This window comes from Paraburkholderia phenazinium (genome assembly GCF_900100735.1).
Lineage (GTDB): Bacteria > Pseudomonadota > Gammaproteobacteria > Burkholderiales > Burkholderiaceae > Paraburkholderia > Paraburkholderia phenazinia.
The window spans coordinates 358873-383033 of record NZ_FNCJ01000002.1 but is presented as its reverse complement, the minus strand read 5'-3'; the positions used below and the strand labels follow the sequence as shown (position 1 = coordinate 383033).

Sequence of the window (24161 nt, the reverse complement as noted above, 5' to 3'; positions counted from 1 at the left end):
TCTCATCCATGCCGATCCCGACGGCCGTGCACCTTGTATACTTAATTAGCACTGCAACTTAATGTCTTCGTGAAAAAAATCATCCTGCTCAAGGTTCACGTGGACTTTCGCTGCCGGTTGAGAAAGCGGTAACGCTTTCAATACGGGGCTGGCTTTTAAGGTCTCTGTGATTGTCGGGACCGGGCAGTGCTGATCGATCCATTTGCGGGCCCAACCCAGCGCATACTGTTGACCGGCCTCGGCTTTGACGAAAGGCGGACCGATGAGCCCCGAACGCACGACACGCCGCCCGTCCTTCACGATATCTGCCCAGCCGCGAAACGAGCCGTCCGCAAGCGTATCGGCAGCGGCGTATATCACGTAGCCTCTCGCGTCTGACACCTGTTTGCCACGTGAGAGCAGGCCCATCCACGGTGAAAATCCGTTGCGGCCCGCTTGCAGCGCCTGGTCCTCCTGCGCGATCGGCTCCCCCTCGAGCGCGATGTGCGGGTTGTTCTCCCCTCCCGAAAGTCGCCGCGCAATCTCCGTAAATGGCGTCGTCTCGCGCACCCGCTCCATCGTGCCGGGGGCGCTCTGCCATGCCTCCGCGCTCTTCCAGAGCACCTGAGGGGCGCCGTCATTGCGGAAAAACCGCGGACTTTGCGGGGCCGCGCGGCCTGGGTAAGGGGAAGACGTTGTCGGGACAAAGGCAAACGTCCGCCCGTGCTGCGATAACACGGCGACCAGCGCCGAAAGTGTGCCGTTCGCGCGCCACTCCTCGAAACGGCACCGGCAAGTTGGAACGGAAGGATATTCGCAGGGAAGCCTGGACCACGGCTCGCCCGTGGTCATCACCCACAGGACGGCGTTGACCACGACGCGCAGTTCCGCGCGCGGCCGTCCCCGGCGGTTCAAGCGGTAAGCGGCGGCGTCCTGAATCAAGGGTTGAAGCAGCGACCACTCATCGTTACTTAGCTTATCGAAATACATGTACTTCTCCACATCACCATACGCGATACACCGCTGGAACGTCACGAACTCGTCACGACGGATCCATGCGGCACGCCCAGATCACCCAGTGTTTCTGCGCTGTTCGGCGGCATGAAGCAGGCTCACGCTGGCACTGAGCCGGCGCGAATACTCATGGTGTCGATGCGCGCAAGCTGGTCTCGCTCGCGTGTGGAGTATGTTTGCGGGAAGCGTACCCAGCACCTCAACATCAGCATGGCTGGGTGTGAGAACTGGAAGCCCCTCGCTTTGCCCTTTCCGCTTACTCGGGGATCTTGAGCCCCGTTCTCCAGCAAGTTCAGCGAGGAGGCATCGCCTTCACGAAACATTGCGGATAGGTCGATCCTAAGCGCGCGATAATTTTGGTCGAAGTCGGGTAACGGGAAAATTTCTCGGGACTCTTGCTGATTTTTGTGTCAGGAAATGCCTAACGTGACGCGCGCCCGTGCGTTAGGCCGATGCCGAATTCCATGCAAGGAACTCCCTGGCCGCGCCCTGCCCAACCAGTCCTCACGACGATTTCAGGGAATCCCTACCCCAATCAGACTAAAGAGATCGAAGCGCGTCGCCGTATACCGATGTATGGGCGATTGGACTCGTTAGCGACAGATCACGAGGATGCGTAATGTTGCAGTTCAAGAAATTCTTGAAAGCTGCCAAAGAGATTGCAGTTATCCCGAAACACAATCCGGATCTACTGATCGCTCAGTATCGAGCCTTCACGTTTCAGATGCCCCTCATGTATGTGGTCCTGATGATCAACACATGGGGCCTCGCGACCACTCACATGCGCGTGGCGCCGCGGTGGCTGACAATCGACATACCGGTCGTCATGACCGTGCTTTCGTTCATCCGCGTTGTCGGTTGGCTGCGTCGTTCGAAGCGGGAAGCAACCCGGGATGTTGCGCTACAGGCGCTCTCCCGCACCCAACGGCTCTCCGGCATCATTGCCGTCGCCTTCACGCTGTGGGCACTCGCGCTGTTCCCCTACGGCGACGCCTACGAAAAGACGCATGTCGCCTTTTATATGGCGATTACGGTCATCGGTGTGATTTTCTGCCTGATGCATTTGCGGCCGGCCGCTTTTACGGTTGCTTTCATCGTCAACGGCTCGTTTGTCATTTTCTTTTCCCTCTCCGGCAACTCGGTTTTCGTCGCCATCGCCATCAACACCGCGCTGGTCTCCGCAGCGATGCTTACCATACTGCTGGTGCATTATCGCGACTTTACCGGCATGGTGAGTGCACGCGCGGAAAACTTCCGGCTTGCAAATATTGACAGCCTGACCGGGTTGGCCAACCGCCGTGCGTTTTTTTCCTACCTTGACAACGCCTATGCGAAAGCGAAATCCGACGGAACGCGTCTTGCCGTCGGCATCATTGACCTGGATGGCTTCAAAGCCGTCAACGACATCTATGGCCATGCAACCGGCGACAAGCTGCTTCAGACAATTGGAGCGCGCCTGAAAGACGTCTGCCCGACGAACTACTATGTTGCAAGGCTCGGTGGGGATGAATTTTCGATTGTGGCTTCAGACTTCGGTGATACGGCTGAACTCCTGGCGGCTGGAGAATTTATCTGTTCCGCGCTACGAACCGCCGCCTCGCCAGGAGAGACGACGCTGCAAATCGGTGGATCGATTGGCTTCTCGGTCTATCCCGACATGGCAAGCGACACGGTGCAATTGTTTGCCAATGCCGACTATGCCCTCTATTACGGAAAGCGCACGAGCCGTGGCAAGGTGACGCTTTTCTCTATCGATCATGATGCCAGGATTCGAGCCGACGCGAAAATCGAACAGGCGCTTCAACACGCGAACCTTGAAGATGAACTAACGGTAGTGTTTCAACCGATCATCAATGTCTCGAATCGAGAAACGATCGGATTTGAGGCCCTGGCTCGCTGGTTCAGCCCGACCTTGGGTTCAGTCTCACCTGCACAGTTCATTCCCATTGCCGAACGAACGGGGAGGATCGAAGCGATCACCCGGATGCTGTTGAAAAAGGCGCTTGCGCATGCATTACTTTGGCCCAGCGATATCCGTCTCGCGTTTAACCTGTCCGCTCACGATCTCAGCTCGCCCGATAGCGTCCTCGAGATAATTGGGGAGATCGGCAAGAGCGGCTTCGATCCCACACGCCTCGATCTGGAGGTCACCGAAACCGCCTTGATTCGTGATTTCCCGCAAGTGCGTAGCGCCACGGAAACGTTGCGATCACTCGGATGCGGCATTTCTCTGGACGATTTTGGAACCGGATTCTCGAGCCTCACGCACCTCCATGCGCTGCCGCTCACCAAAATAAAAGTCGATCGCAGTTTTGTCATGGATATAAACAAAAATCCCGCGAGCTACAAAATCGTCAAGTCGCTTCTCGCGCTCAGTCGGGACATGAGCATCGATTGTATTGTTGAAGGTGTAGAGAGCAGAGACGAACTGGCCATTCTCAAGACACTTGGATGCGAGGCGGTTCAAGGATATCTGTACTCCCGGCCAATCCCGGCAGACGAAGCCATGCGTTTCCTTGAGCAGCCGCTAACCGTTGCTTAGGCCACAAGGGTGCAGCGATTCGTCCGATCATTGCCGCTTGAGTGGCGCCACCGGCCAATCGCTCGAGTCTGCTCAGACCCGATGCCCCGGTTTTGTCATAGAGCGGACACGTCTCCAACATAGCGCGAATATTGGCGCCAGTGACGCAACACGTAAAATCAACTGACGCGCGTCACAGTTAAAACGGAACATGACCGCATTACGTCATCGAGCGTATAAAGATGGAGACGAAGTGGTCAAGCCCCTAAATCGTAGAGCAGCGCTAGTCGCCCTGACTCATGCTGGCCTGCTGTGCATGACACGCCCCGCTTTCGCATCCAGCTCCGCGCCGCGCGTCGTCTTCCTCAATCCTGGCGAGGCCATCGAACGCGGGACAGGACAGCACTGGCAACTGGTTTCGCAATTCATGCGGGTGGCGGCCAGAATCTTCGGCATGCAACTGGAGGTCCTGTACGCCGAACGCGACCACCTGTTGATGATGCGTCAGGCAAAGGAAGTCGCAGAGCGCACCGACGCGCCCGACTACGTGGTGATCGTCAACGAGAAGATGGTCGCCGATCACATGCTGACGACGCTGGCGCGTTCGCCCGCCAAGGTCCTGCTGATCCACAACGACCTCACTCCGGGTCAGCGTCGCGAGATCGGCAACGAACGGGAAGGCATCCGCAACTGGATCGGCACGGCAACAGCCAATGCCGCCCAAGCCGGGGAGCGCCTGATGCAATACCTATATCAGCGCGTAAGCCCGGGTGGCGCGCAGGTGATCGGCATCACGGGGGATCCGAATACGCCGGTGTCGCTCGAGCGTGCCCAGGGCGTCGAGAGATTCCTGTCGCAGGTTCCGGATGGGCACGCGTGTCAACTGGTGTTCGGCGACTGGAGCTATGCCGATAGCGCACAAAAGGCACGCGTGCTGCTGGCGCGCTACCCACAAGCCAACGTGATCTGGGCCGCGAACGACGCGATGGCGCTGGGTGCCCTGAGCGCAGTCGCCGAGCGTCATGCGCACGTTCTGGTGGGCGGCATGGGGGCGTTGCAGGAGGCCCTGCTTAGTGTCGCCAATGGCGGTCTGGCTGCCATGGTGGCAGGCGACTATTTCATGGGAGCGTGGGCGATGGTTCTGCTGTACGACTACCATCACGGCAGGGACTTTGCCGCATCCGGCGGCGTGCGCCAGAAGCTCGACTACCTGCGTGTGATCCACCGCGAGAACGCCGCCCAATACTATGACGCCGTGTTCGCGCATGGGGAGTCGCTGAACTTCGGTCTCTACTCAAAATACCTGTATCCTCGTTCTGGTCCGTACGACTTCGCTCTACAACGGCTCCTGAACACCGTCCCGACACTTTCGTGATGCACTTTTCGCCGCGCCATGCGCTGCGCTCGCTGAGCCTGCACGCCAAGCTGATGCTGGCGCTTGCCCTTCTCGTCGCGGTGGTTGCCAGCAGTTCGGCCTATGTCGTGGCCGAGCACGAACGCGAACGCCGCTTGAGCGCACTGGAGCAACGTGCCTCGCGGATCGCGGATCTGCTCAGTCATTCGCTGGCGCAGCCGCTGTGGAATGTTGATCGGACAGCGATCGACGAACAGCTCGCTGCGCTCGCCCCCAACCCCGAGGTCGTCGAATACACGGTCACGGCGACGAATTACGGCACCGTGTCCTCAGTCAAGGGACCGCACCCGGACGGCAGCAACGATAACGTGGTTCGTGTGCGCCCAATCGAATACACCCCGCCGGGCGACGCGCCGCGTGAAAAGATTGGCGAGGTCCGGGTGGTCTTCACGCGCGCCGTGGCCGAGCAATCCATCAGCGCCGCGCGCCGGGCCATCCTCTGGACAGTGGCCGCCATCGTAGCGGCGCTCTATCTCGTCACTTTCGTCCTGCTCAAGCGCATGGTGCGCGGTCCGATCAATCGTCTTGAGGAAATGGTCGACCGGATCGCCGGCGGTGACCTTCACGCACGCTGCGTCGTGGAGTCCGGTGACGAACTGGGGCGGCTCGCCCTGCGCGTGAACTCGATGGCGGACCGGCTGCACCAATCCACCACGTCTTTGCGCGAAAACGAAAGAAAGTACCGCAGCATTGTCGAAAACGCGCTGGAAGGCATCTTCCTGCTCGATCGCTGCGGCAGGCTCACCGAAGCCAACCCCGCCATGGCGCACCTGCTCGGCTATCCGGACCCGGCTGAGCTGATCGCGGCGGGCGCAGCGGCCTCCTACGAACATCCGTTTGCACCGGAACAAACCGCGGAGCTGTTCGACATACTGCGCGCCAAGGGCGAGATTGTTGGTGTCGAGCTGCGCTTGACCCGTCTGGACGGCGTCCCGATCTGGGTGGAACTGAACGCCCGCGGCGTCAATGTCGACGGTAACTACGCGCCCTTGCTGGAAGGCCTGATGACCGACGTGACCGCCCGCAAACGGGTGGTGGAAAACCTGCGGCGGCACAGCGCCCAGCTCGAACGCGAAGTGGCCGAGCGCAAGCGCACCGAGGCCGAATTGCTGGCTTCACGCGAGCGCTTGCGGCAACTTTCCGCGCATCTGGAGGCCATTCGCGAGGAGGAGCGCAAACGCATTGCGATGGAGATCCACGACGACCTTGGGCAGTTGCTGACCGCCTTGAAAATGGACGTCTCGTTGCTCCGCATGCACCTTGTGGACGATTCAGCTGCGCTTCACAAGGCCAACGGCATGCGCGAACTAGTCGAGAAAACCATCGAGATTGTGCGCGGTGTGGCCAGCCACCTGCGTCCGGCCGCGCTCAATTTCGGCCTCGCCTCGGCGCTCGAGTGGCTTGCCCACGATTTCACGCGCTATGCGCAGATTCCCTGCCACTTCCATCTCGAAGGTCCTGAACCGCGCCTCCCCGACGCATCGGCAACGGCGATCTTTCGCATCGCGCAGGAATCGTTGACCAACGTCGCCCGTCATGCCAACGCGTCCCGCGTCGACGTGACGCTGTGCCACAACGAACGGGGTATCGAGCTGACGATCCGCGACGACGGACGTGGCTTTGACGTAGCGGCCGCGCGCGAAGGCTACTCATATGGCCTGCTGGGAATGACCGAACGCGCGCGATTGATCGACGCCAACCTGCGTTTCGAAAGCACCACGGAAGCCGGGTGCGTCATCCGTCTCTCTGTGGGCGCGACATCAATCGCTACCTCATGCTGATTGTCGCGCGTCGTGCGATCAGGCGGCCCGCCGGCCAATATTCATCGCAGGCCCGCGGCTCGCGGGCGGAAACACATGCCAGTTGCCATCGTCGTGGCGGAAGAAGAACAGGACGACCAGGCCACTCGAACTTCGTGCCTCGATGCAGACACGACAGATCCTGCCGGAGCTGGATCGCTGCGTACGCAACACCCGTACCGACTGCGGACCGGCCGCCCCCATCCATTTGTCGACCAGTCCGCGCAATGAATTCTGCGGCGCAACCATAGCCCCTCCGAGGTGCCCATGAACGCATCGTAGGGCGTTCATTAATGCGCCTCCATCGGGAGCTGCGGATAGTTCAGTCAGGATGAGCTGATTCCCAGTTCGGAATTTCCTGAACGATCCTGACGGGAGACGTTCTTCCCAAACGCCCCCCGGCGAACCGGAGGTGTCCCGCTCATTCCGCGGCGAGACCGTGTCTGATCGCGTAGCGGATCAGTTCTGCATTGTTGCCTAGACCCAGCTTTTGCATGAGCCGCATCTTGTGCGTGCTGATGGTCTTCGCGCTGAGCGCGAGCGTCTCGGCGATATCGTTGATACTCTTGCCCGACGCCAACATCTGCAGCACCTGAAATTCGCGGTCGGACAGCACCTCGTGCGGCGGCGCGTCGCCCGAGTGCGTCTCGAAGACAATCGCGTCGACCAGCTTCGGGTCAATGAAGCGGCCGCCCGCAGCCAGCTTGCGGATCGCAGCCAGCAGCACCTCGGGATCGCTGTCTTTAGTGACGTAGCCAGTCGCACCCGCGCGCAACGCGCGCGACACGACCTGGGCCTCATTGTGGATACTTAGCACCAGCACCGGCAACGCAGGTTGCTCGGCACGCACTCGCCTGATCAGGTCGACGCCGCTGATGCCAGGCATCGTCATGTCCAGCAGCAAGAGGTCGATGTCGCAGTTACGTACCTTGTCAACCACCTCTGACCCTTGCGCTGCTTCCCCGGTCACGACGATATCGGCTGTGGTTGCGATGATCTGTTTCAAGCCCCCGCGCACAATCGCATGGTCGTCCGCAATCAGTATTTTGATCATGAATATGATCCGCCAAGGGGCGGAATGTGAATGGAAAGCGCGAGACCCCTGCCGGGAGCGCCCTATTCCCTTGAGTGCCGTAACTCTCGTTTTTCCTATTCTGCACTCGTTGGCGAATCGCGGTCTACCGATAGTTCGCCATGGCGCCACTGCGACGCCCGAGGGACTGCGTGGCCATTATCGAATACGCAGTCCGCTTTTACCCACTTTGACCGGCCTGGTCCGCGCCGGAACGCAAACCACCCTGATCCGAGCCGGGACATCTGCCTTACGCGGAAACCGCCCGCACGGATTGCCTGTCAATCGCTCGCGCGCCACGTTCTGGCACTGATGCCTGAAACAGAATCTCGTCCGCACAGTCCGCAAGCTCGAACAACTCCTGCATCGCCTCGGCGCTGATCGTTTCGAGGTGAGTCTTGCGCAGTTCCGATAGCGTCTCGCGGAGCCGCCGGATCGATGCAGGCTGGCTGTCCATCAGCGGCCAGCAATGCAGCAGGTACGTGAGCGGTGTCACGCTGCGATGCTCGCACCACAAATCGAACAGGCGCATGCAAACCGAGTTGATACGCTCCACCGCATTTTCACGTTCGGACAGGTGAGGGATCATGGGTGGCACCCGCGATAGATTTTCCATGACTGATACTAGGCTGGTGGCCTGCTCGACACAGTCAGGAAGCACGGAAATTCCACGAGATGGACACTGAAGAGAGCGTAAGGAAATCCCTACCCCCCCAAGGGAGTTGGCTTCGCAGATCGCGATTGCGACGGAATATGCCACCGAAAACGTCAGGAAGACGGGAGCTCAGACTCACCCTATCATAAGGGTGAGGTCCGGAATAACCCGGCCGGAGACCTCGTCGAACTGCAAGACAGGTGAAAGACAGCCACTAGCCCCTCTATCCGAATACCCACCTGAAGGTGCAACTCGACGCCATCCTGGATGGGTTCAGCAGGCAGCGTATGAACGAATCCGCGAGCAACTCGGTGACCGATGCCGTTTTGACAGAGCTGACAAAGCAAAATGCCGCTTTGCGAGAGGACGTGGCCAATCTGCGGCGGCAACTCGTCGAACAGGAGCAAGGTCTGCACCTGAGAAACCTGGTCCTCGATAGAGTACGCGAGAGCGCTTATCTGAGCGATGAAGATGGCCGTCTCGTCTATGTCAACGAAGAGTCCTGCCGATCGCTCGGATACAGCGCGGCTGAACTGTTGCAACTGCAAATAACGGATATCGATCCAGACTGGACAACCGAAAGGGAGCCCCATCCCCTCGATGAACGAAGCGAGACCGCTATCCTTCTGTTCGAGGCCAGGCACCGTCGTAAGGACGGCAGCTTGATACCTGTCGAGGTTAGCACCAGCCATGTCGAATTCAGCGGCAAAGACTACTGCCTGTCACTCGTGCGGGACATCGGCGCAGAAAGCCGAAGCGAAGCACTGCTAACCGAGCAAATGGAACTCGAAGAAAAATTCAGGAGACTAGCAGAAAACACGCTTCATATTATTTGCCGCTATGACCGGCAATGCCGCCTCGTGTACGCGAATTCCGGGCTCTCCGCAGCACTACGCAAACACTTGCAGGACTTGATCGGCAAAAAGCCGACGGAACATACGTCCGATCCACAATACGTGCAGTATCAGGCGTCCATAGCCGCGGTGATCGACAGCGGGATAGAGTGCGATTTTGACATGATCGTGAGCGAGGGCGACAGCGAGCCACGCCATCATCACATTCGCATCGTGCCCGAGCGCGGGTTGAACGGCGAGATCGTGGGGGCGCTTGCACTCGGGCTCGATATTACCGAGCGTCGCGAAGCGGAGCAGCGGCTCCATGCGAGCGAACAGGCCTTTCGGGCCGTCGTCGAGCATTCGCCGGACTATATCGCCCGCTACGATCTAAGCTACCGTCGCGTCTACGCCAACCCGGCGTTATTAAAGCTGATGGGCCGCCGCGCCAGCGAAGTGCTCGGCACAATGCCCACCGAGCTGTCGTCGTTTGTCGATACCCAGCAATACATGGATCAGCTGCAGCGCGTAGCCGAGACAGGTAGCGAAGTAACCGGGGAGGTGCTGCTCCATGACGTCTCAGGCCGGGTCCGTTGGGGGCACATGCGAATCGTTCCTGAATTCGCGCCCGACGGCAAGGTCACCAGCATGCTCGCGATCAGCCGCGACATTGACGAACTAAAGAGAAGCGAGCAGCTCTTTCGCACATTAACGGAGAATTTCCCGGACCCCATCATCCGCTACGATCGAAACTGCCTGCGCACTTACGTGAATCCGGAGTTCGAGCGCGTCAGCGGCGTCACGGCCGCGAAGCTGCTTGGCAAAGCGGCAGGACGAATAGCCGGTGCGACGCCTGAAGTAGCCCGGCGCTTCCGGGCAAAGCTGAAGAAGATCATGGCAAGCGGCGTGGAGGCCAAATTCGAACTCGCCTGGACCAACGACGGCAAGGCGCAGTGCTGGTATGTCCACGCGGTACCCGAAGCCGACGCGCACGGAACCGTTCAGAGTGCGTTGACCGTCTGGCGCGATATCAGCGAGCGCAAGGAGGCCGAGCAGCGCCTGCGCGAATCGTACGAGTTGCTGCGGGAACTCGCGTCGCAACGCGAAACGGCCCGCGAGGAAGAGCGCAAGCGAATCGCACGCGAACTGCACGACGAACTTGGCCAACAACTGACGGCGCTACGGATGGGTACGTCGACGCTGCGCATCCGCTTCGGTCATGACAATCCCGAGCTCGCCGCCCATGTGCAGAAAATACTGACTCTTGCCGACAAAACGATGCAGGTGGTCCGGGATGTCGTCACCTCATTGCGTCCCGCGGTTCTCGACGCAGGCATCGTTGCAGCACTGGAATGGCTCGCGGCCGAATTTTCGCGTAACGGCAAGAGGACCTGCTGGCTGCGCGTGCCGGAAGAACATGTGGCAATTGCCGAAGATCGGGCGATCGCGCTGTTCCGAATCGTCCAGGAGGCTCTCACCAATGTTGCACGACACGCGCAGGCCAAGCAGGTATTCATCACACTGGAGCAGAAGGGTTTCGATTGCCAGCTGGAAGTGCGCGACGACGGCAACGGATTTGATCCTCTGACGATCGGCAAGCAATCCTTTGGGTTGGTCGGAATGAAGGAGCGCGTGTTGATGCTCGGCGGCGAGATCATCATCTCCAGCACGCCAGGCAACGGCACCTCTATCCGGGTACGCGTTCCCCTCGTCGGCGGCATCGGACCTCGTGAGGCGGGTCATGACTCCAGTCGAGACGCCTTTGCTGCCGGTTAGACCCTGCAGGCGGCTGCCCGTCATCCTGCGCATGTTGTGAAGGCGCACGTTCCGGCGGCCCGCCGGTAGCCATTCATCGCCGGTCGCTCGGCTGCTGGCGGGAACACGTTCCACGAACCGTCATCATGGCGGAAGAAGACGATCGAGAGCAGGCCGCCCGGACGCAACGTCTCGACGCACACCGCGCGCCCGCGCCGCGAACCTGTCCGGCCCATGCGGGTAATACGTGCCGGCGTCGCCGGGGTGGGCGCGAGCCACTTGTCGACGATCCAATGCAAAGACTTTTCCGCAGCAGACATGTCATTCTCCTTCAAAGCTTCAGGCCCGCAGGCCACATCTCGTTCGCAACCCAGGCTCCCAAGAGCGGCGCTCAGGCGATACGAGCACCCCTGTGCATGCCCTTCAATTCCGCTGCAACAAGGGCCTTGAACAGACTCGCCAATACATGCAGCCCGGCACGCGGATGCGCGAGGCAAGTCTCGACCTGCTGGCTGCGACTCTCGCCGGACAGGCACCATGCACAAAAATGCTCGCAATTGTTTGTCAGGAGGCTGTAGCGGTTTTCGCCCAGACGCGAACGGGCGCGCCGTACTGCCTCGGCGCCCGTGTACTGCGCACAGGGATGAAGGCGGATTGCAATCGCACTACCAGCAGCAAAGCAGGCGAGCGCGACTTCGACTACGGGACCACGGCAGTGGCCGGCAGCGAATCCGGCGTAGTGAACGACCTTGCCTGCGCCGGCATAGATGCCATGGTGTTCGTAGCCACCACGGCTCGTCACGAGATGCGCACCGAGCGGTACGTCCTGCTCGTCCGTGAACGGAATATCAGACGAGGCGCCAGCCGTGCCACGCGTTGCGCGTTGCCGTTCGGTAAGGACGTCTGGTTGATTGCTGTTCATGGCTCGCCTCTGTGTTCCGGGTTCGTGGAAGCGCCGCTTGCGCATATCCAACACTGTTGCGAGCTCTTTTGCATCAACCGGACCAGCGCGCTCAAGCCATTGATTTCCTTGAATAATCAGCAAATGTTCGACGACAACGGACGCCCGTATGTCAGCGCGTGGCCAACACCTCTCGCGCCGAACTGTCGGCGACTGCCCGCCACATCAAGAAATCCTGAGTGTGCCGGCGCGTCCGCCCGATGTGTTGGGTCGCCAACACAAGGACTGCCCCCGCTGTTGGCGGGGAGCCCACATTCCGCCTCGCGCGGTGCTCCGCCTAGCGCGAGATCTACAAATAACGCCCACGCAATCAACGGTTTACCGGCAAACTCGCGAAGCACCGCAAAGCTAGCACGTTACTTGCACCATATCGGCCATCTACCCCGTGACCCGCGGTCGCGAGTCGGCGACCACCCCGGAGATTCGACATGGCTTCCATTACGATTCACGACCTTCCAGACAGCTTCGCGCTCGACCACAAGGCAATGACGACGATCCGCGGCGGGGACGGCGCCCCCTGGATATACGGCTGGATCCAGCCGTATACGCCCAGCACGCCAAGCGTGGGCCCGGTCGTCGCCAACCTGTACCAGATCACCAACAACTTCTATGCTGGACAGATGATCAACCAGTTCCAGTCGATCAATGTCAACAACACCGGCGCGAATGCGAACATCAACGCTTCCCCCGGCGAACGCAGCACGAACCATGCGGTGTAAATGCCGTGACCTGTGCCAGTCAATTCAGATGGATATCGGCGGCCCGCTCGGATGTGGGCCGCATCCGCGAGCACAATGAAGACGCCTGCCTCCAGCAGCCGGAGCGAGCCTGCTGGGTGGTCGCCGATGGCATGGGAGGCCATGCCGTCGGCGATCTCGCTAGCGGCTTGATTGTCGATGCGCTAAGCCGCCTGTCTACGCCCAACAGCATCGCCCGCTACCTTGCGGATGCCCGCAAGCGTCTGCTGACGGTCAATCAGCGGCTTAGGGATGAGGCTGCACGGCGCCAGGTATCCGTGATCGGCAGTACCGTCGTAGCACTGCTCGCGTGCGATGGCTACTGCGGCTATCTATGGGCGGGCGACAGCCGGCTGTATCTCTACCGCCAAGGCCACCTGCGGCAGTTGACCCGGGATCACAGTCAGGTTGAAGAGCTCAAGGCGCTCGGCCATCTGACTGAAGAAGAAGCGATCAATCATCCGGCCCAGCACCTGATTACCCGTGCAGTGGGCGCGACCGCTCAGCTTGAACTCGACGCCAATACCATGGCAATCGCTGACGGCGACATGTTCCTCTTGTGCAGCGACGGTCTGAGCAACGAACTGAGTGCGCAGGAGATGCAGGCCGCGTTGACCGTAGCCGATTGCCACGCGGCCTGCGAGGCATTGATCGAGGCTGCCCTCGCCCGCGGCGGCCGGGACAATATCACCGCCGTCGTGGTCCGTGCCGAAGACGCCTACGCCGCGGACAAAACCCTGCTGAATCCCGCGCCCTAGCGTTGCAACCGGGCGTCAGCTGCTGCCGGGCTCTTCGTCGCGCTGCTGGGCGTTGCGATGACGGAAGTCCTTCGAATGCAGTCCATGTTTCTTGAGCAGCATTTGCAGGTGCGAGCGGTTCATGTCGACGCGCCGCGCCAGTTCGGCGACGGTGCCGCCTACTTCCTGAAGACCGCGCTCGAGAAATACCTTCTCGGCCTCGTCGCTGGCGGCACGTTTGGCGTCGCCGAGCGACATCAGGTTCGTCACCACGCTCGCAGCAGGTACGGCTGGGGACGCCGAACCGGGCCGCACATCCACCGGCAGGTGCTCGATATCCGCGGTATCGCCTGCAAGGCAGGAGATCCGGTACATGACGTTGCGCAGTTCGCGGATGTTGCCGGGATAGGGATAGGTCAGCAGGAAATCGCGCAAACGCGGTGTCAATCGAACCGGACGGCGCTTCAGGATGCCGGCTGCTTCATCGCTGAAGTAGGCAAGCAGAAGCGGAATCTCGTCGCGCCGTTCGCGCAGCGGCGGCAAAGTAATGTGTATCACGCTGAGCCGGTAAAACAGGTCTTCGCGAAACTTGCCCTCTTCGCTCAAACGCCGCAGGTTGCGGTTAGTCGCCGCGACAATCCGCGTATCGACCGCAATCGTCTCGTCCGACCCCACGCGTTGGATTTCATGCGCTTCCAGTACGCGCAGCAACTTGACCTGGCCCGCCAATGGCAACTCGCCGATCTCGTCGAGGAAAATCGTCCCCATATGCGCACTTTCGAACTTGCCCTTGCGATCGCCCGATGCGCCGGTAAACGCCCCCTTCCTGTGACCAAACAGCTCCGACTCCAGCAGGTTCTCGGGGATCGCACCGCAATTGACCGAGATAAACGGCTTGTCCGCACGGCTGCCGTTCGCATGAATCACCTTCGCCATCAGTTCCTTGCCGGTGCCGCTTTCGCCGTCGATCAGCACGGGCAAGTCAGTGGGCGCGGCCTTCTCGGCGATTTCAAGCGATTCGAGCAGTTGCGGATTGTCGCCGAAGGTACCCTCGAAAACGAAGCTGCGCGCAAGCAACGCCTCGCGTCGCGCGCCGCGCGACTGCTCGATGCGCGCCGGCTCCGCCACTGCCTGCACGAAACGCTCCTTGTGCGACAGCTGCATCACCTCGTCACGCAGTGCGCTCGCCTGCCTGAGCACTTTCTCGATGTCGGCGCGCTCGAGCTTCGACGCCCAGCGCAGCATGGAACGCAGGATTTCGATCTTCTCGATCAATCCGGCGTAAGAGATGGCAGGACTCGGGTCCTCGGTCTGGTCAAGTATCTTCATCCGGCACTCAGCTGTTTCTGTATAAGCTGGTAGTACATCCCCTTGCGCTGAACCAGTTCCTCGTGACGCCCCTGTTCAGCGATGGCCCCTTCGTACAGCACCACAATCTTGTCGGCGCGCATGATCGTACTCAGGCGGTGCGCGATGATCACCGCGGTACGCCCCTTCAGAATGTCGTGCATATTGCCGAGAATATTGCTTTCGCTCTGCGTATCGAGCGCCGAGGTGGCTTCGTCGAACACCAGCAGCTTCGGGTCGTGGTAGAGCGCCCGCGCGATGCACAAGCGCTGGATCTGGCCGCCCGACAGTCCGATGCCGCGCTCGCCCACCACCTGTTCGTAGCCGAGCGGCATCTTGCTGATGAACGCGTGCGCGTCCGCCATCTTCGCGACCTCCTCGATGCGGCGCCGGTCCGGCGCATCGTCGCCGCTCGCGATGTTGTCTGCGATGGTGCCGGAAAAGAGCAGATTGGTTTGCATGACGTAGCCGATCTGCGCGCGATAACAGGCCTTGTCGATCACATTGAGGTCGTAGCCGTCGACCGTCATCTTGCCCTCGTTGGGACCATAAAAGCCGACCAGCAGCTTGGCAAGCGTCGTCTTGCCGGAGCCGCTGCGGCCCACGATCGCCACGAGTTCTCCCGGCTTGATATCGAAGCTGATGTTCTCGAGCACATATTCGTTTTCACTCCCGCCGTAGCGGAAATACACCCCGCTCAAGCTGATCTCGCCCTGCAGGTCCGGCAGGATCACGCGCGCGGCCAGCTCTTCCGGCTTCTGTTCCGGTTCGATGTCGAGCACATCGCCGAGCCGCTCCATGGCGACGCCCGCGTCGTTGAGCATGCTCCACAGGCTGACCAGCCCCATCAGCGGACCCAGCACGCTACCCATGAAGGCATTGAAGGCGATCAACTGGCCGATGGTCAGTTCACGGGCGAGAACCAGATTGGCGCCCACCCACAGAATCGCGATAGTGGTCGCCGCGTTCAGCAACTGGCTGCCGAGGCCAACCAGAATGTTGAACGCCTGCCCCCGGTATTGCACTTCGAGTGCCTTCGCGTATTTCTTTTCCCACCTCAGCCGAACCGGACGCTCCATGCCCATGCCCTTGATCGTCTCGACCCCGGCGAGCGCCTCCATCAGAAACGCCTTGGCATCCGTCGACGCGGCGAACACTTCCCGTGCGTAACGCTTGATCTTCGGCGTGGCGAGCGCGGTCAGCGCAACGATTGGAATCACGAAGGCGATCAGAACCAGCGTCATCTTCACGTTGTAGACGAACATGATCGTGAAGTAGATGAACACCATCAGCAGATTGAGCGCGGTCGTCACCGTCGATTCGGTCAGAAACGCGCGAATGGTCTGGTTCTCCTGAAAGCGCGCAAAGATGTCGCCAGTCTTGCGACTAGCGAAGAACGAAAACGGCAGCGACATCGTATGTTTGAAAAACTGCGACATCATCGCGAAGTCCATGTTGCGCACCATGAAATTCGCCAGATAAGCACGCACTGTCGCCATCAGTTGCGAAAATACGCTGGAGACGATCAGCCCGGCGATCAGCAACTCGAGCAAGCCGACATTCTGGTGCACGACGACCCCGTCGAGAATGTTCTGAATGATGAGGGGTGGAATCACGCCAAGCACCTGGATCACGAAGGTCGCGAGAAAGAGGTGCGCAAGAATTTTCCGGTACGGGGTCAGGTATCCAACGAAACGGATCCACGGCGAGCGGGAAGCGGCGATCTGCGCCAGGTTCGGCCCAGGTGTAAACAGCAGGCAGGTGCCGCTCCAGCCCCGCTCGAAGTCCTCTACGCTCAGCTTCCTGAAGCCGAGCGCCGGGTCGGCTATCCACACCCATTCCTTCGAGGTGCCGTACACGATGATGTAGTGGTACCCCTCCCAATGCACGATGAAGGGCAACTCGAAGCCGCGTAGCGACTCATAGATGCACTGAACCCCGCGCGTGGTGAATCCGAGCGATTCGCCGGCACGGGCCAGGCTGTCCAGCGTCGCGCCCATGGTCGTCACGTTGCACAGATCGCGCAGCTTGCCCAGCGTCATCGAGATACCGTAGTGCCGGCAGATCATCGCGAGACAGGCCGCGCCGCAATCCATCTCCTCAGCCTGCTCGACGAGCGGAAAACGCCGGATCACCTTTTCGCCAGACTCGGGTTTCGTATGAAGGTCGAGCACGACCGGGTGCTTGCGTCTTTGCTCGAGACGCTTTTGCCTTTCCAGTTCCCGCTCGGCAAAGCGGATCCGTTCTTCGAGCGCCTCGCGCAGTTTCGCGTTGCGCTCCAGAATGAAGTGCACCGTTTTCTCGGGGATCACGAGCAGCCGTGTCTCCGTGTTCGCAATGACCGATACCATCTGCTCCTGGCGCAGCAGACAGGCCTTCTCGCCGAAGATCTCGCCTTGCCGCAGGGTGGCCAGCACGTAATCGCGGCCCTCTTCGTGCCGCACAATGCGCACTTCGCCCTGACGGACCACATAGAGCCGGCGGTCTTCCCGCGCACCCTGCCTGAGGATCTCCTTGTCCGCGCTCACCCGTTTCGCGCCGACGCTGCGCACGCATTCTTCCAGTTCGCCCTTGTTCAGCTTGCTGCGTAGATCGAACAGTTGCGTGACAAACCCTCCGGCCGAGCTGATGGCGACATAGCTGGTCACGAACGCCAACGCGTCGGCGTTCGCGCCTATCACGGGCTCGATTGCGGTACGCGGGATAAACAGCAGCTCGGTCTTCGCCGATGCGCGCACCGACGACTCGTGCAGATAGTTCCGCAGCATCGCGATGTCGGCAAAGATCTCACCCGTCTTGCGCACCCCCATGCTGATCTCTTTACCGCGTTCCTCGGTAAAGATACGCACCGACCCGGACTTGATCACAAACAGCCCGTCCGCGGGTTCGCCGGCATTGCATACGGTTTCGCCGAACGCGAAGTGCCGGGACTCGGCGTGCGCGGCCAGCCGTTCGAGTTCGTCCCGCGAAAACGGCGACAAAATCTCGACTGTCGACAGGAAGTCGACCGCGGACGAAGCTGTTTGGGGTGCATCCATATGCTTGCGAACCTCGACCTTGCCAGCGCTGGGTCTAACGCACTTCGATCACATGTTCCTGGGCCCGCGCCATTAGCCACTCTTCGCGCAACAGGCGCTGGATCTCAGCCTCGACGTCCTCGTCGAGGGTCGCCGGATACTTCGCCGTCACCGCGAAAATCTCATAGCAGGAGCCGTCGGGTGACGCAAACGGGCCCAGCAGGTCTCCCGCTTCGGCATTGAAAATCTTTGCCTCGACCTCGGGCTTGAGCGAGCCGCGCAGCACCTTGCCAATCACGCCGCCCCGGTCCCGGGTCTCGGCAATCGAATGTTCGCGCGCCATCTCGGCGAAGCAGTCGGGATCGTCGCGCAGCACCGAGATCATTTCGCGTGCTTTTCCCTCGCTATCCAGCACGACATGACTGACCTCAATCGCATCGAACCTGGGTGAGTTCAACGAAAAGTACTCTTCCACCGCAGCCCGCTCGGCGACGCTTGCGAGCATCTTTTCCTGGTACAGGCCGTCGGTGATGAAGCGCTCGAACTCGTCCAGACTCACCCCAAGCGCATCAAGGTAGTGATTCATCTCCGCCGCGCGATGCAGGCCGCGCACCCGGCGAAACTGGTCGGCGCGCTCCTGTATTTCGTCTTCGGACGGCCGAACGCCCTGTTTTTTCGCCGCGTGAACCGTGAGCTTTTCTCGCACGACCTGCTCGATCAGGCTCTCGAACTGTCCGCTCAGTTTCAGTAGACGTATGAACTCGGCGACGTCCACGACTTCGTCATCGATCCGCACTATCACGCTCATCTCATCCGCTCCTTGAATAGAAGCCTGCATGCCTCACGCCAACCCTCGGGGCCGGCTGTGGCGCACCGAACCTGCGTCATCCGGCCAGTTGCCTGAACGGATCGAGGCCGAGATCGATCAGGCGCCGTTCGCGTACGACGATTTCGGCATTGGCGGTCATCCCGTAACGCAACGCGTATCGGCTGCCCGCTACCTGGTAGTAGTTCTGTTCGAGTGCAACCCGTCCTTCGTAGACGGGCTGCTTGTCCTGTGAGGAGGGTTTCGTCGCCGGCGAGATGTACTCCAGGGTGCCATTGATCAACCCATATCGCTGATACGGAAACGCATTGAACTTCAGCTTGACTGACTGGCCTTCGTGCAGAAAGGCCCGGTCGCGCTCGGCAATCTCGATCTTCAGCACCGGCCTTGCATCCTTCGGCGCAATGGCGCCGAGCGGCGTGTTGGCCTGAACCTTGTCGCCGGGTTGCGTCGAAGTCACATCGGTGACGACGCCCGACACCGGCGCCACAATCAGCAGGAAATTGTCCTTGTCGATATTCTCGAAGCGAATCCGCGCGGCGGCATCCGCAACGAGGCGAGCGCTCTCCAGTTCCAGCCGTACCTTGTCTTCGGCTGTGGCGATATCCCGCACCGCGGAATCGTATTGAATCTGCAGGTTGGTGGCTTGCTCGCCGCTCGTGGCGAGTTGTGCATTGGCCTGCGCATATTCATGACTCAACTGGAAATCCAGCTCGGAGAGCTTCGACTGGGCGACACGGTAGGCATTTTCCGCCTCCTGATAGGCGTTTTTCTTCGCTTCGACCTGAAGCTCCGCGACGCCCCCACCACCCGGCTGCGCAAACAGGCGCACGTATTTATCCTGTTCGTCGCGCGCCGCATCGCGCGCATGCCGCGCGTTGTCGAGATTGCTGCGCGCCTCCTCGAGGAGCGCGCGCTGTCCTTCAGCGAGCTTGGTCGTGCCCTCCGACACGCGATTCTGGTGCAGGCTGGATTCCACTTCCATCTGTTCCTTCAACGCCGCCGCCTTGCGTTCCATCAGCGCCTTCTTTTCAGGAAACTCGCGCCACTCGCGCTCGGCCTCCTCAAGCTTCAGCTGTGCCTGCAAGGCGTTGCTCGCCGCCTCGATCGCGCCGCGGGCATTCAGACGCGCAAGCACATCGCCCTTCGAGACCGGCTGGCCTTCGGCGACGTAGAGATCCGCAAGTTCACCGTCGATGGGCGCGTAGAAGCGGCGCACCTCCGATTCGGGCGCAAGCGTGCCTTGCGCGCTCACGATCACGTCCGCGCGCCCAAAAAACGACCAGAGCAGACCGGCGACCACGAGCCCGACCATGACGAGCACAAGCGCGCGGGCAAGCCGCACCGGCTCCGCGGTCAGGATCGCGATACCTTCGGCGCTGTGATCTTCCAGCGCCTCGGCCAGCGGCTTAAGGTGAATTTCCCGCTTCACTGCCTGTGCCTCCGATCAGGGCGAGCTTGGCCCGTAACAGCTCCGGGTCCAGCACCATGCGCAGCTCCTGCAGCGAGCGGCGTTGCAATTCGACCTCGGCGTTGATCGCGCTCAGCAGACTGTCCCAGTCGCCGGAATGGTCGGCGCGTAGCTGCGTATAGATGCGCATCCCTTGTTGCGCGACCGACTGCGCTTCCGATAGCAATCTGGCCTGGCTGCGAAACTGTGCGGAGATGCCGGACTCGAGCCGTTGGGCGCCGCCGATCGCACCGTTCTCGCGATACTGACGCCATAGGGCCTGGGAATGCGTGAGCCAGTCTTGAGCGCGAGCGAGCGCCTTGTCGCGTATCGAGGACACGTCGGCGCCGATGGCTTGCACGAACCAGGCGTCATCGACGGGATCGAGCGTGCCGTAGAACGTCAGCAATTGCTCGTCGTAGTCCTTCATGCCACGCGCCTTTTGCAGCGCACCGAATTGATCGAGCACGGCCTGCTTGTGGGCCCGTTCCTGAGCGAGCACATCGGACCATGGCGAAGGCGGCATCGACTGCAAGCCGGCGAGCGCCTGCTGCCCATCGCCGCGCTGCCACGCCGCAGCAACGAGGTCGTGCTGCCGGATCACCGCATCCGAAGGAAGCTGCGTCGCGGCGAGCTGCCGGTACTGTTGCTGGAATGGTGGCGTCGTGAAGCGAGCGGATTTCATCAGCGCCACCAGGGGCGCGAGCTTTCGCGTACGCGCCTCGTCGGCGAGCGCGGCGTACTGCTGAAGGTCTGCTCGCAGCCGGTCCAGACCGGCAAGGCGCGGGTACTTTTCGGCGTAGTCGCTAAACATCGCCCGCAGCGTATCGAAGTTGCCTCGCGGCAGCTCGGTGGCGATCGCCGCGTTCAAGCGCGCAATCGCCGGCAGATACACGGAATTGTCGCTCTGCAGCGCACGCAAATGGCTCATCGCCTGCGCGTATGGCTCGGCGAACTCGGGCACGTATGACGAAATCCGGTCCAGCGCGTGTTGATGCGCCTGCGGGTCCGCGTTCCAGCGCGCAAGCAGCCCGGTGATACGATCTTCGTCCGCGTTCATCCTGATTGGCGCCTGCGTGCCGCCCCTGCCTACGACGAAACGCTCCAGATCGCCCACCCATGCCAGTTCATCGACGAGTGGCTTCGCGTCGGGGTTGGGTTCGGCCAGCGTCTTCGCACTCGCGATCGCCGCCGCCGCGCGATCGAAATCGCCTCTGCGCAATGCCGAGAGCCATTCGGGCACAGAAGCCTTCATCAGCGCTTCGCTCGCCAACGCCTCCATCGGAGAATCGGCAGGATGACGTTCGAGATCCCGGTTCGCCACCGTCACGGCATGGGAATAGTTGCCGTCCGCCAGCAGCGCCTTCACCTCACGCTGCGACGCGCCTCTCATATAGAGCGTAACCGCCACAACCAGCAGCAGCGCCACGCCCGCGACGCCCCACACCGCGCCGTGCCGGATCGCCGTGCGATCGCCGCCCGAGAACACCCGCATCAACTCGGAAGCGAACACGCGCCATTTGTGCTGGCTGTGTGGAAGCTGGGCGTCGCGCTCAGGTGCGTGCGCAACGTGGGACACGGCCTCATTGACCTCATCCTCGCGCTGCGCGACCTGATCGATGCAAAAGATCTCGAGAAATGAATGCGCGGCGCCGACGAAGGTGGTCTTGTCGGTATCGAGCAGTTCGCACTTGGTGGGGTCGGAGACGGATATCACGGTCACAGTAGCCTCGAGGTCGGACGCGTTGTGCAATTGCACCTTGTAGACGAAGTGGTCCCCGCCGAATGCAAGGACATCACCGTCATGTAGGGAAATTGCCGAGTCCTCGAGCCGCTTGCCAGCGAGGAAGGTACCGTTCGTACTGCCCAGATCCTCGATGCACGGAACGCCCGCCTTCAGAAAGATGTGCGCGTGACGCCGCGAAATGTAATTGACCTGATGCGGATAGTGCGTCTTGTAGCGAGCGAACAGGTCGTCGGTCTTGCTGACCAGAAATGGGAAGCTGCGCACTTCGATAGGCTGAAGCCCGAGGTCGCCGCGCTCGGGAACGAGCGTCAGGATCACGGACTGTGACGTGCAGGCTTGCGCATGCGCAGAGGGTTCGATGCCCACGCGATAGCACAGCGTGCCGCCAAAGCAGAGTTCATCGCCATCGCGCAAGCGGTGCGGCGTTTGCCGCACGCTTGTGCCGTTGATCGAGGTGCCGTTCTTGCTGTCGAGGTCGGCGACGTAGGCCGCACCGTGCTCGATGAAGACTCTGGCGTGCCTGCGCGACAGCACGGAGATCAGTTCGTGAGGATAGCCGGTAAAGGGAGATTCGCCGCGACCGACTGCGAACAGGCTATCGCCAATGCGGATCGTACCCAGCTCCGGGTGCGAGACAGGCGAGAGCACCACATCGAACTCCCGTTCGTGGGTCACCCTCAACTCTGCAATTGGAGCCTCGCCGGGAGTCATTTGTCTTCATCACGAAGCGTTGATCCGCTGCCACGAATGGTTCAGCGAAGGGCCGGCGAGACCCGCAGCACCAATGCTCTGGCGCGATGAACCGCCGGACGGGCGATGACAATCGAATTGTAAGACACGCATCGCGGGAGTCAATTATCCGTTTGCCTTTGGTATTGCCATTGGTGCTGCCTGCGTGTTATCTGAGTATTCACTTAGTTTTCCTTCACTTCAGCCTGAACATCGACTGCGGGCCAGCCACCGCCCAGTGCCTTATAGAGCAGCACGGTATCCGAGAGAATCTGCTGATGATTGGCCAGCAGCGCGAGTTGTGCTTCGAGCAGCGTGCGCTCCGTCTCGAACACTTCAAGCTGCGACACCACACCTTCTTTCAACTGCGCTTCGATCTGATCGGCAACGAGGCGCAAGCGCGCGACCTCTTCCTGCAGTTCCACGCGTTGCTTGCGATGCGAGTCGAGATTGACGAGTGCGTTCTCCACCTCTTCGAAGGCGCCCATCACCGTGCGGCGATACTGCTGCTCTGCGACGTCGCCCTGTGCCTTGGTCGTCTTCACGTGTGCCCGCACGCTGGGGTCGAGAATCGGAAAATCGATGCTGGGCATCAAGCCATACGTGAACGCCTTCAACAGGGCGGACAGCGCAAAGCTCGCCGTGCCTGCGTGCCCCGTCAGACTGATGGTGGGCAATTGGGCAAGCTTCGCCTGACCGACCAGGTCATACGCTTCGAGGACGCGAAATTCCGCGGCCACGATATCGGGGCGCCGCGCCAGCAACTGGGCCGGCAACCCTGCGGGCACCGGTGGCAACTGGACGCGTTGCTGCAAATGCCCGTCCGGTAGCTGAAACTCGCCCGCCGGCACGCCGATCAACGTGGCAAGCGCATTGTTCGCGAGATCGCGTGAGCGCCGCAGTTCCAGCAACTCGTTGGTCAGGCGGTTGATTTCGGCCTGCTGGCGCATGACCTGGGTTTGAGGGATCAGACCATTGCGGCTTTGCCCATCGTAGATCGCGAGTATCTGCCGGTTGGTGGCCAACGTCTTCTCCTGCTGTGCGATCTGATCGTCGTACTGCAGAATCTGGAAATAGGTAATGGAGACGTTGGAGACGAGCTCCAGATATCCCGCACGCCAGTCCGCTTCTGTCGCGTGAAATTCGGCTTTCTGTGCCTGTACGCCCTTCTCGACCTTGCCCCAGATGTCGATGTCCCAGTTGACCTGGGTCCCCAACATGTATTGCTGCTGGAACGGCACGCCTGTGCTCTTCTGGAAGTTCGCGCCAGCACCCGCATCCATGGTGGGCAGCGCGCCCGCCTGCGCCTCGTTGATCTCGGCGCCCGCCACTTGAATGCGTGCGGCAAGGATCTTGATGTCGAAATTGCCAGCTATCGCCTTCGCAATCAGCGAATTCAGATACGGATCCTGGAAGCTCTTCCACCAGTCCGGTTCGATTGTGTCGGCGGCCGAGACGGCGACGCTCCCGTTCGACCACGCAGCCTTCGCCGGCGTATCGGGGCGCTGGTAGGCGGGCATGCTGACGTCGACACAACCGCATAGCACTATTGCACACAACGCCATGGC

At 60.9% G+C, this 24161-nt stretch carries 18 protein-coding genes; 6 read left to right on the top strand and 12 right to left on the bottom strand.

The features are described 5' to 3' along the window. Window positions 1–45 precede the first annotated feature (45 nt). Window positions 46–969 (bottom strand): transposase, encoded by a 924-nt coding sequence (locus BLQ92_RS05515; protein ID WP_143016512.1) that lies wholly within the window; start codon window positions 967–969, stop codon window positions 46–48. A 643-nt stretch (window positions 970–1612) separates the two neighbouring features. On the opposite strand from BLQ92_RS05515, the gene BLQ92_RS05510 reads away from it, so the two are divergent. From BLQ92_RS05510 to BLQ92_RS05500, 3 genes are all read left to right on the top strand, one after another. Beyond that, window positions 1613–3535 (top strand): putative bifunctional diguanylate cyclase/phosphodiesterase, encoded by a 1923-nt coding sequence (locus BLQ92_RS05510; protein WP_090682387.1) that lies wholly within the window; start codon window positions 1613–1615, stop codon window positions 3533–3535. Window positions 3536–3830: 295 nt separating this feature from the next. Continuing rightward, the gene (locus BLQ92_RS05505; protein WP_090682385.1) at window positions 3831–4889 is read left to right on the top strand and encodes an ABC transporter substrate-binding protein; all 1059 of its coding nucleotides are present in this window, start codon (window positions 3831–3833) and stop codon (window positions 4887–4889) included. Beyond that, window positions 4889–6709, top strand: a complete 1821-nt coding sequence (locus tag BLQ92_RS05500) for a PAS domain S-box protein (protein ID WP_208449344.1) — start codon at window positions 4889–4891, stop codon at window positions 6707–6709. The genes BLQ92_RS05505 and BLQ92_RS05500 overlap by 1 nt, the downstream gene beginning before the upstream one ends. Window positions 6710–6727: 18 nt before the next feature. Here the strand turns inward: BLQ92_RS05500 and BLQ92_RS05495 are convergent, their stop codons facing one another. The 3 genes from BLQ92_RS05495 to BLQ92_RS05485 all read right to left on the bottom strand — a co-directional run bounded on the left by BLQ92_RS05495 (window position 6728) and on the right by BLQ92_RS05485 (window position 8388). Continuing rightward, complete coding sequence (locus BLQ92_RS05495) at window positions 6728–6976, bottom strand: hypothetical protein (protein ID WP_090682383.1); 249 nt, start codon at window positions 6974–6976, stop codon at window positions 6728–6730. A 172-nt stretch (window positions 6977–7148) separates the two neighbouring features. Continuing rightward, the gene (locus BLQ92_RS05490) at window positions 7149–7781 is read right to left on the bottom strand and encodes a response regulator (protein ID WP_090682381.1); all 633 of its coding nucleotides are present in this window, start codon (window positions 7779–7781) and stop codon (window positions 7149–7151) included. Window positions 7782–8049: 268 nt separating this feature from the next. Beyond that, window positions 8050–8388 carry a hypothetical protein gene (locus tag BLQ92_RS05485; protein WP_090682380.1) on the bottom strand — a complete coding sequence of 113 codons (339 nt, stop codon included), beginning with the start codon at window positions 8386–8388 and terminating at the stop codon, window positions 8050–8052. Window positions 8389–8741: 353 nt separating this feature from the next. Here BLQ92_RS05485 and BLQ92_RS05480 point away from each other — a divergent pair, with 353 nt between their 5' ends. After that, window positions 8742–11063 (top strand): PAS domain-containing sensor histidine kinase, encoded by a 2322-nt coding sequence (locus tag BLQ92_RS05480; protein WP_090682378.1) that lies wholly within the window; start codon window positions 8742–8744, stop codon window positions 11061–11063. Window positions 11064–11083: 20 nt separating this feature from the next. On the opposite strand, the gene BLQ92_RS05475 is transcribed toward BLQ92_RS05480, so the two are convergent. Together BLQ92_RS05475 and BLQ92_RS05470 are read right to left on the bottom strand one after the other, a co-directional pair. After that, on the bottom strand, window positions 11084–11362 hold the full coding sequence (locus BLQ92_RS05475) for a hypothetical protein (RefSeq protein ID WP_090682377.1): 279 nt from the start codon (window positions 11360–11362) through the stop codon (window positions 11084–11086). A gap of 71 nt (window positions 11363–11433) precedes the next feature. Further along, complete coding sequence (locus tag BLQ92_RS05470) at window positions 11434–11964, bottom strand: lecithin retinol acyltransferase family protein (protein ID WP_090682375.1); 531 nt, start codon at window positions 11962–11964, stop codon at window positions 11434–11436. A gap of 467 nt (window positions 11965–12431) precedes the next feature. Between BLQ92_RS05470 and BLQ92_RS05465 the strand changes: the two genes are divergently transcribed. Together BLQ92_RS05465 and BLQ92_RS05460 are read left to right on the top strand one after the other, a co-directional pair. After that, a complete protein-coding gene (locus tag BLQ92_RS05465) occupies window positions 12432–12722 on the top strand; it encodes a hypothetical protein (RefSeq protein ID WP_090682374.1) in 291 nt (96 codons plus the stop codon). Window positions 12723–12727: 5 nt separating this feature from the next. Continuing rightward, on the top strand, window positions 12728–13498 hold the full coding sequence (locus BLQ92_RS05460) for a PP2C family protein-serine/threonine phosphatase (protein WP_090682372.1): 771 nt from the start codon (window positions 12728–12730) through the stop codon (window positions 13496–13498). A 15-nt stretch (window positions 13499–13513) separates the two neighbouring features. Here BLQ92_RS05460 and BLQ92_RS05455 read toward each other — a convergent pair whose 3' ends face one another. The 6 genes from BLQ92_RS05455 to BLQ92_RS05430 form a co-directional block, all read right to left on the bottom strand. Then, on the bottom strand, window positions 13514–14806 hold the full coding sequence (locus tag BLQ92_RS05455) for a sigma-54 interaction domain-containing protein (protein WP_090682370.1): 1293 nt from the start codon (window positions 14804–14806) through the stop codon (window positions 13514–13516). After that, window positions 14803–17862 (bottom strand): peptidase domain-containing ABC transporter, encoded by a 3060-nt coding sequence (locus BLQ92_RS05450; protein WP_090682368.1) that lies wholly within the window; start codon window positions 17860–17862, stop codon window positions 14803–14805. The genes BLQ92_RS05455 and BLQ92_RS05450 overlap by 4 nt, the downstream gene beginning before the upstream one ends. A 34-nt stretch (window positions 17863–17896) precedes the next feature. Beyond that, window positions 17897–18649 carry a peptidylprolyl isomerase gene (locus BLQ92_RS05445; RefSeq protein WP_090682366.1) on the bottom strand — a complete coding sequence of 251 codons (753 nt, stop codon included), beginning with the start codon at window positions 18647–18649 and terminating at the stop codon, window positions 17897–17899. Between the two features lie 76 nt (window positions 18650–18725). After that, the gene (locus tag BLQ92_RS05440; protein ID WP_090682364.1) at window positions 18726–20099 is read right to left on the bottom strand and encodes a beta-barrel domain-containing protein; all 1374 of its coding nucleotides are present in this window, start codon (window positions 20097–20099) and stop codon (window positions 18726–18728) included. Continuing rightward, window positions 20077–22575 (bottom strand): FHA domain-containing protein, encoded by a 2499-nt coding sequence (locus BLQ92_RS05435; RefSeq protein ID WP_090682363.1) that lies wholly within the window; start codon window positions 22573–22575, stop codon window positions 20077–20079. Before BLQ92_RS05435 ends, BLQ92_RS05440 begins: the two co-directional genes overlap by 23 nt. Window positions 22576–22778: 203 nt before the next feature. Continuing rightward, a complete protein-coding gene (locus BLQ92_RS05430; RefSeq protein WP_090682949.1) occupies window positions 22779–24158 on the bottom strand; it encodes an efflux transporter outer membrane subunit in 1380 nt (459 codons plus the stop codon). Window positions 24159–24161 lie beyond the last annotated feature (3 nt).

Bases quoted from the DNA above. Each gene is read 5' to 3' on its own strand.
- BLQ92_RS05515 (WP_143016512.1), bottom strand. From the start codon at position 969: ATGTATTTCGATAAGCTAAGTAACGATGAGTGGTCGCTGCTTCAACCC.
- BLQ92_RS05510 (WP_090682387.1), top strand. From the start codon at position 1,613: ATGTTGCAGTTCAAGAAATTCTTGAAAGCTGCCAAAGAGATTGCAGTT.
- BLQ92_RS05505 (WP_090682385.1), top strand. From the start codon at position 3,831: ATGACACGCCCCGCTTTCGCATCCAGCTCCGCGCCGCGCGTCGTCTTC.
- BLQ92_RS05500 (WP_208449344.1), top strand. From the start codon at position 4,889: ATGCACTTTTCGCCGCGCCATGCGCTGCGCTCGCTGAGCCTGCACGCC.
- BLQ92_RS05495 (WP_090682383.1), bottom strand. From the start codon at position 6,976: ATGGTTGCGCCGCAGAATTCATTGCGCGGACTGGTCGACAAATGGATG.
- BLQ92_RS05490 (WP_090682381.1), bottom strand. From the start codon at position 7,781: ATGATCAAAATACTGATTGCGGACGACCATGCGATTGTGCGCGGGGGC.
- BLQ92_RS05485 (WP_090682380.1), bottom strand. From the start codon at position 8,388: ATGATCCCTCACCTGTCCGAACGTGAAAATGCGGTGGAGCGTATCAAC.
- BLQ92_RS05480 (WP_090682378.1), top strand. From the start codon at position 8,742: ATGAACGAATCCGCGAGCAACTCGGTGACCGATGCCGTTTTGACAGAG.
- BLQ92_RS05475 (WP_090682377.1), bottom strand. From the start codon at position 11,362: ATGTCTGCTGCGGAAAAGTCTTTGCATTGGATCGTCGACAAGTGGCTC.
- BLQ92_RS05470 (WP_090682375.1), bottom strand. From the start codon at position 11,964: ATGAACAGCAATCAACCAGACGTCCTTACCGAACGGCAACGCGCAACG.
- BLQ92_RS05465 (WP_090682374.1), top strand. From the start codon at position 12,432: ATGGCTTCCATTACGATTCACGACCTTCCAGACAGCTTCGCGCTCGAC.
- BLQ92_RS05455 (WP_090682370.1), bottom strand. From the start codon at position 14,806: ATGAAGATACTTGACCAGACCGAGGACCCGAGTCCTGCCATCTCTTAC.
- BLQ92_RS05450 (WP_090682368.1), bottom strand. From the start codon at position 17,862: ATGGATGCACCCCAAACAGCTTCGTCCGCGGTCGACTTCCTGTCGACA.
- BLQ92_RS05445 (WP_090682366.1), bottom strand. From the start codon at position 18,649: ATGAGCGTGATAGTGCGGATCGATGACGAAGTCGTGGACGTCGCCGAG.
- BLQ92_RS05435 (WP_090682363.1), bottom strand. From the start codon at position 22,575: ATGACTCCCGGCGAGGCTCCAATTGCAGAGTTGAGGGTGACCCACGAA.
- BLQ92_RS05430 (WP_090682949.1), bottom strand. From the start codon at position 24,158: ATGGCGTTGTGTGCAATAGTGCTATGCGGTTGTGTCGACGTCAGCATG.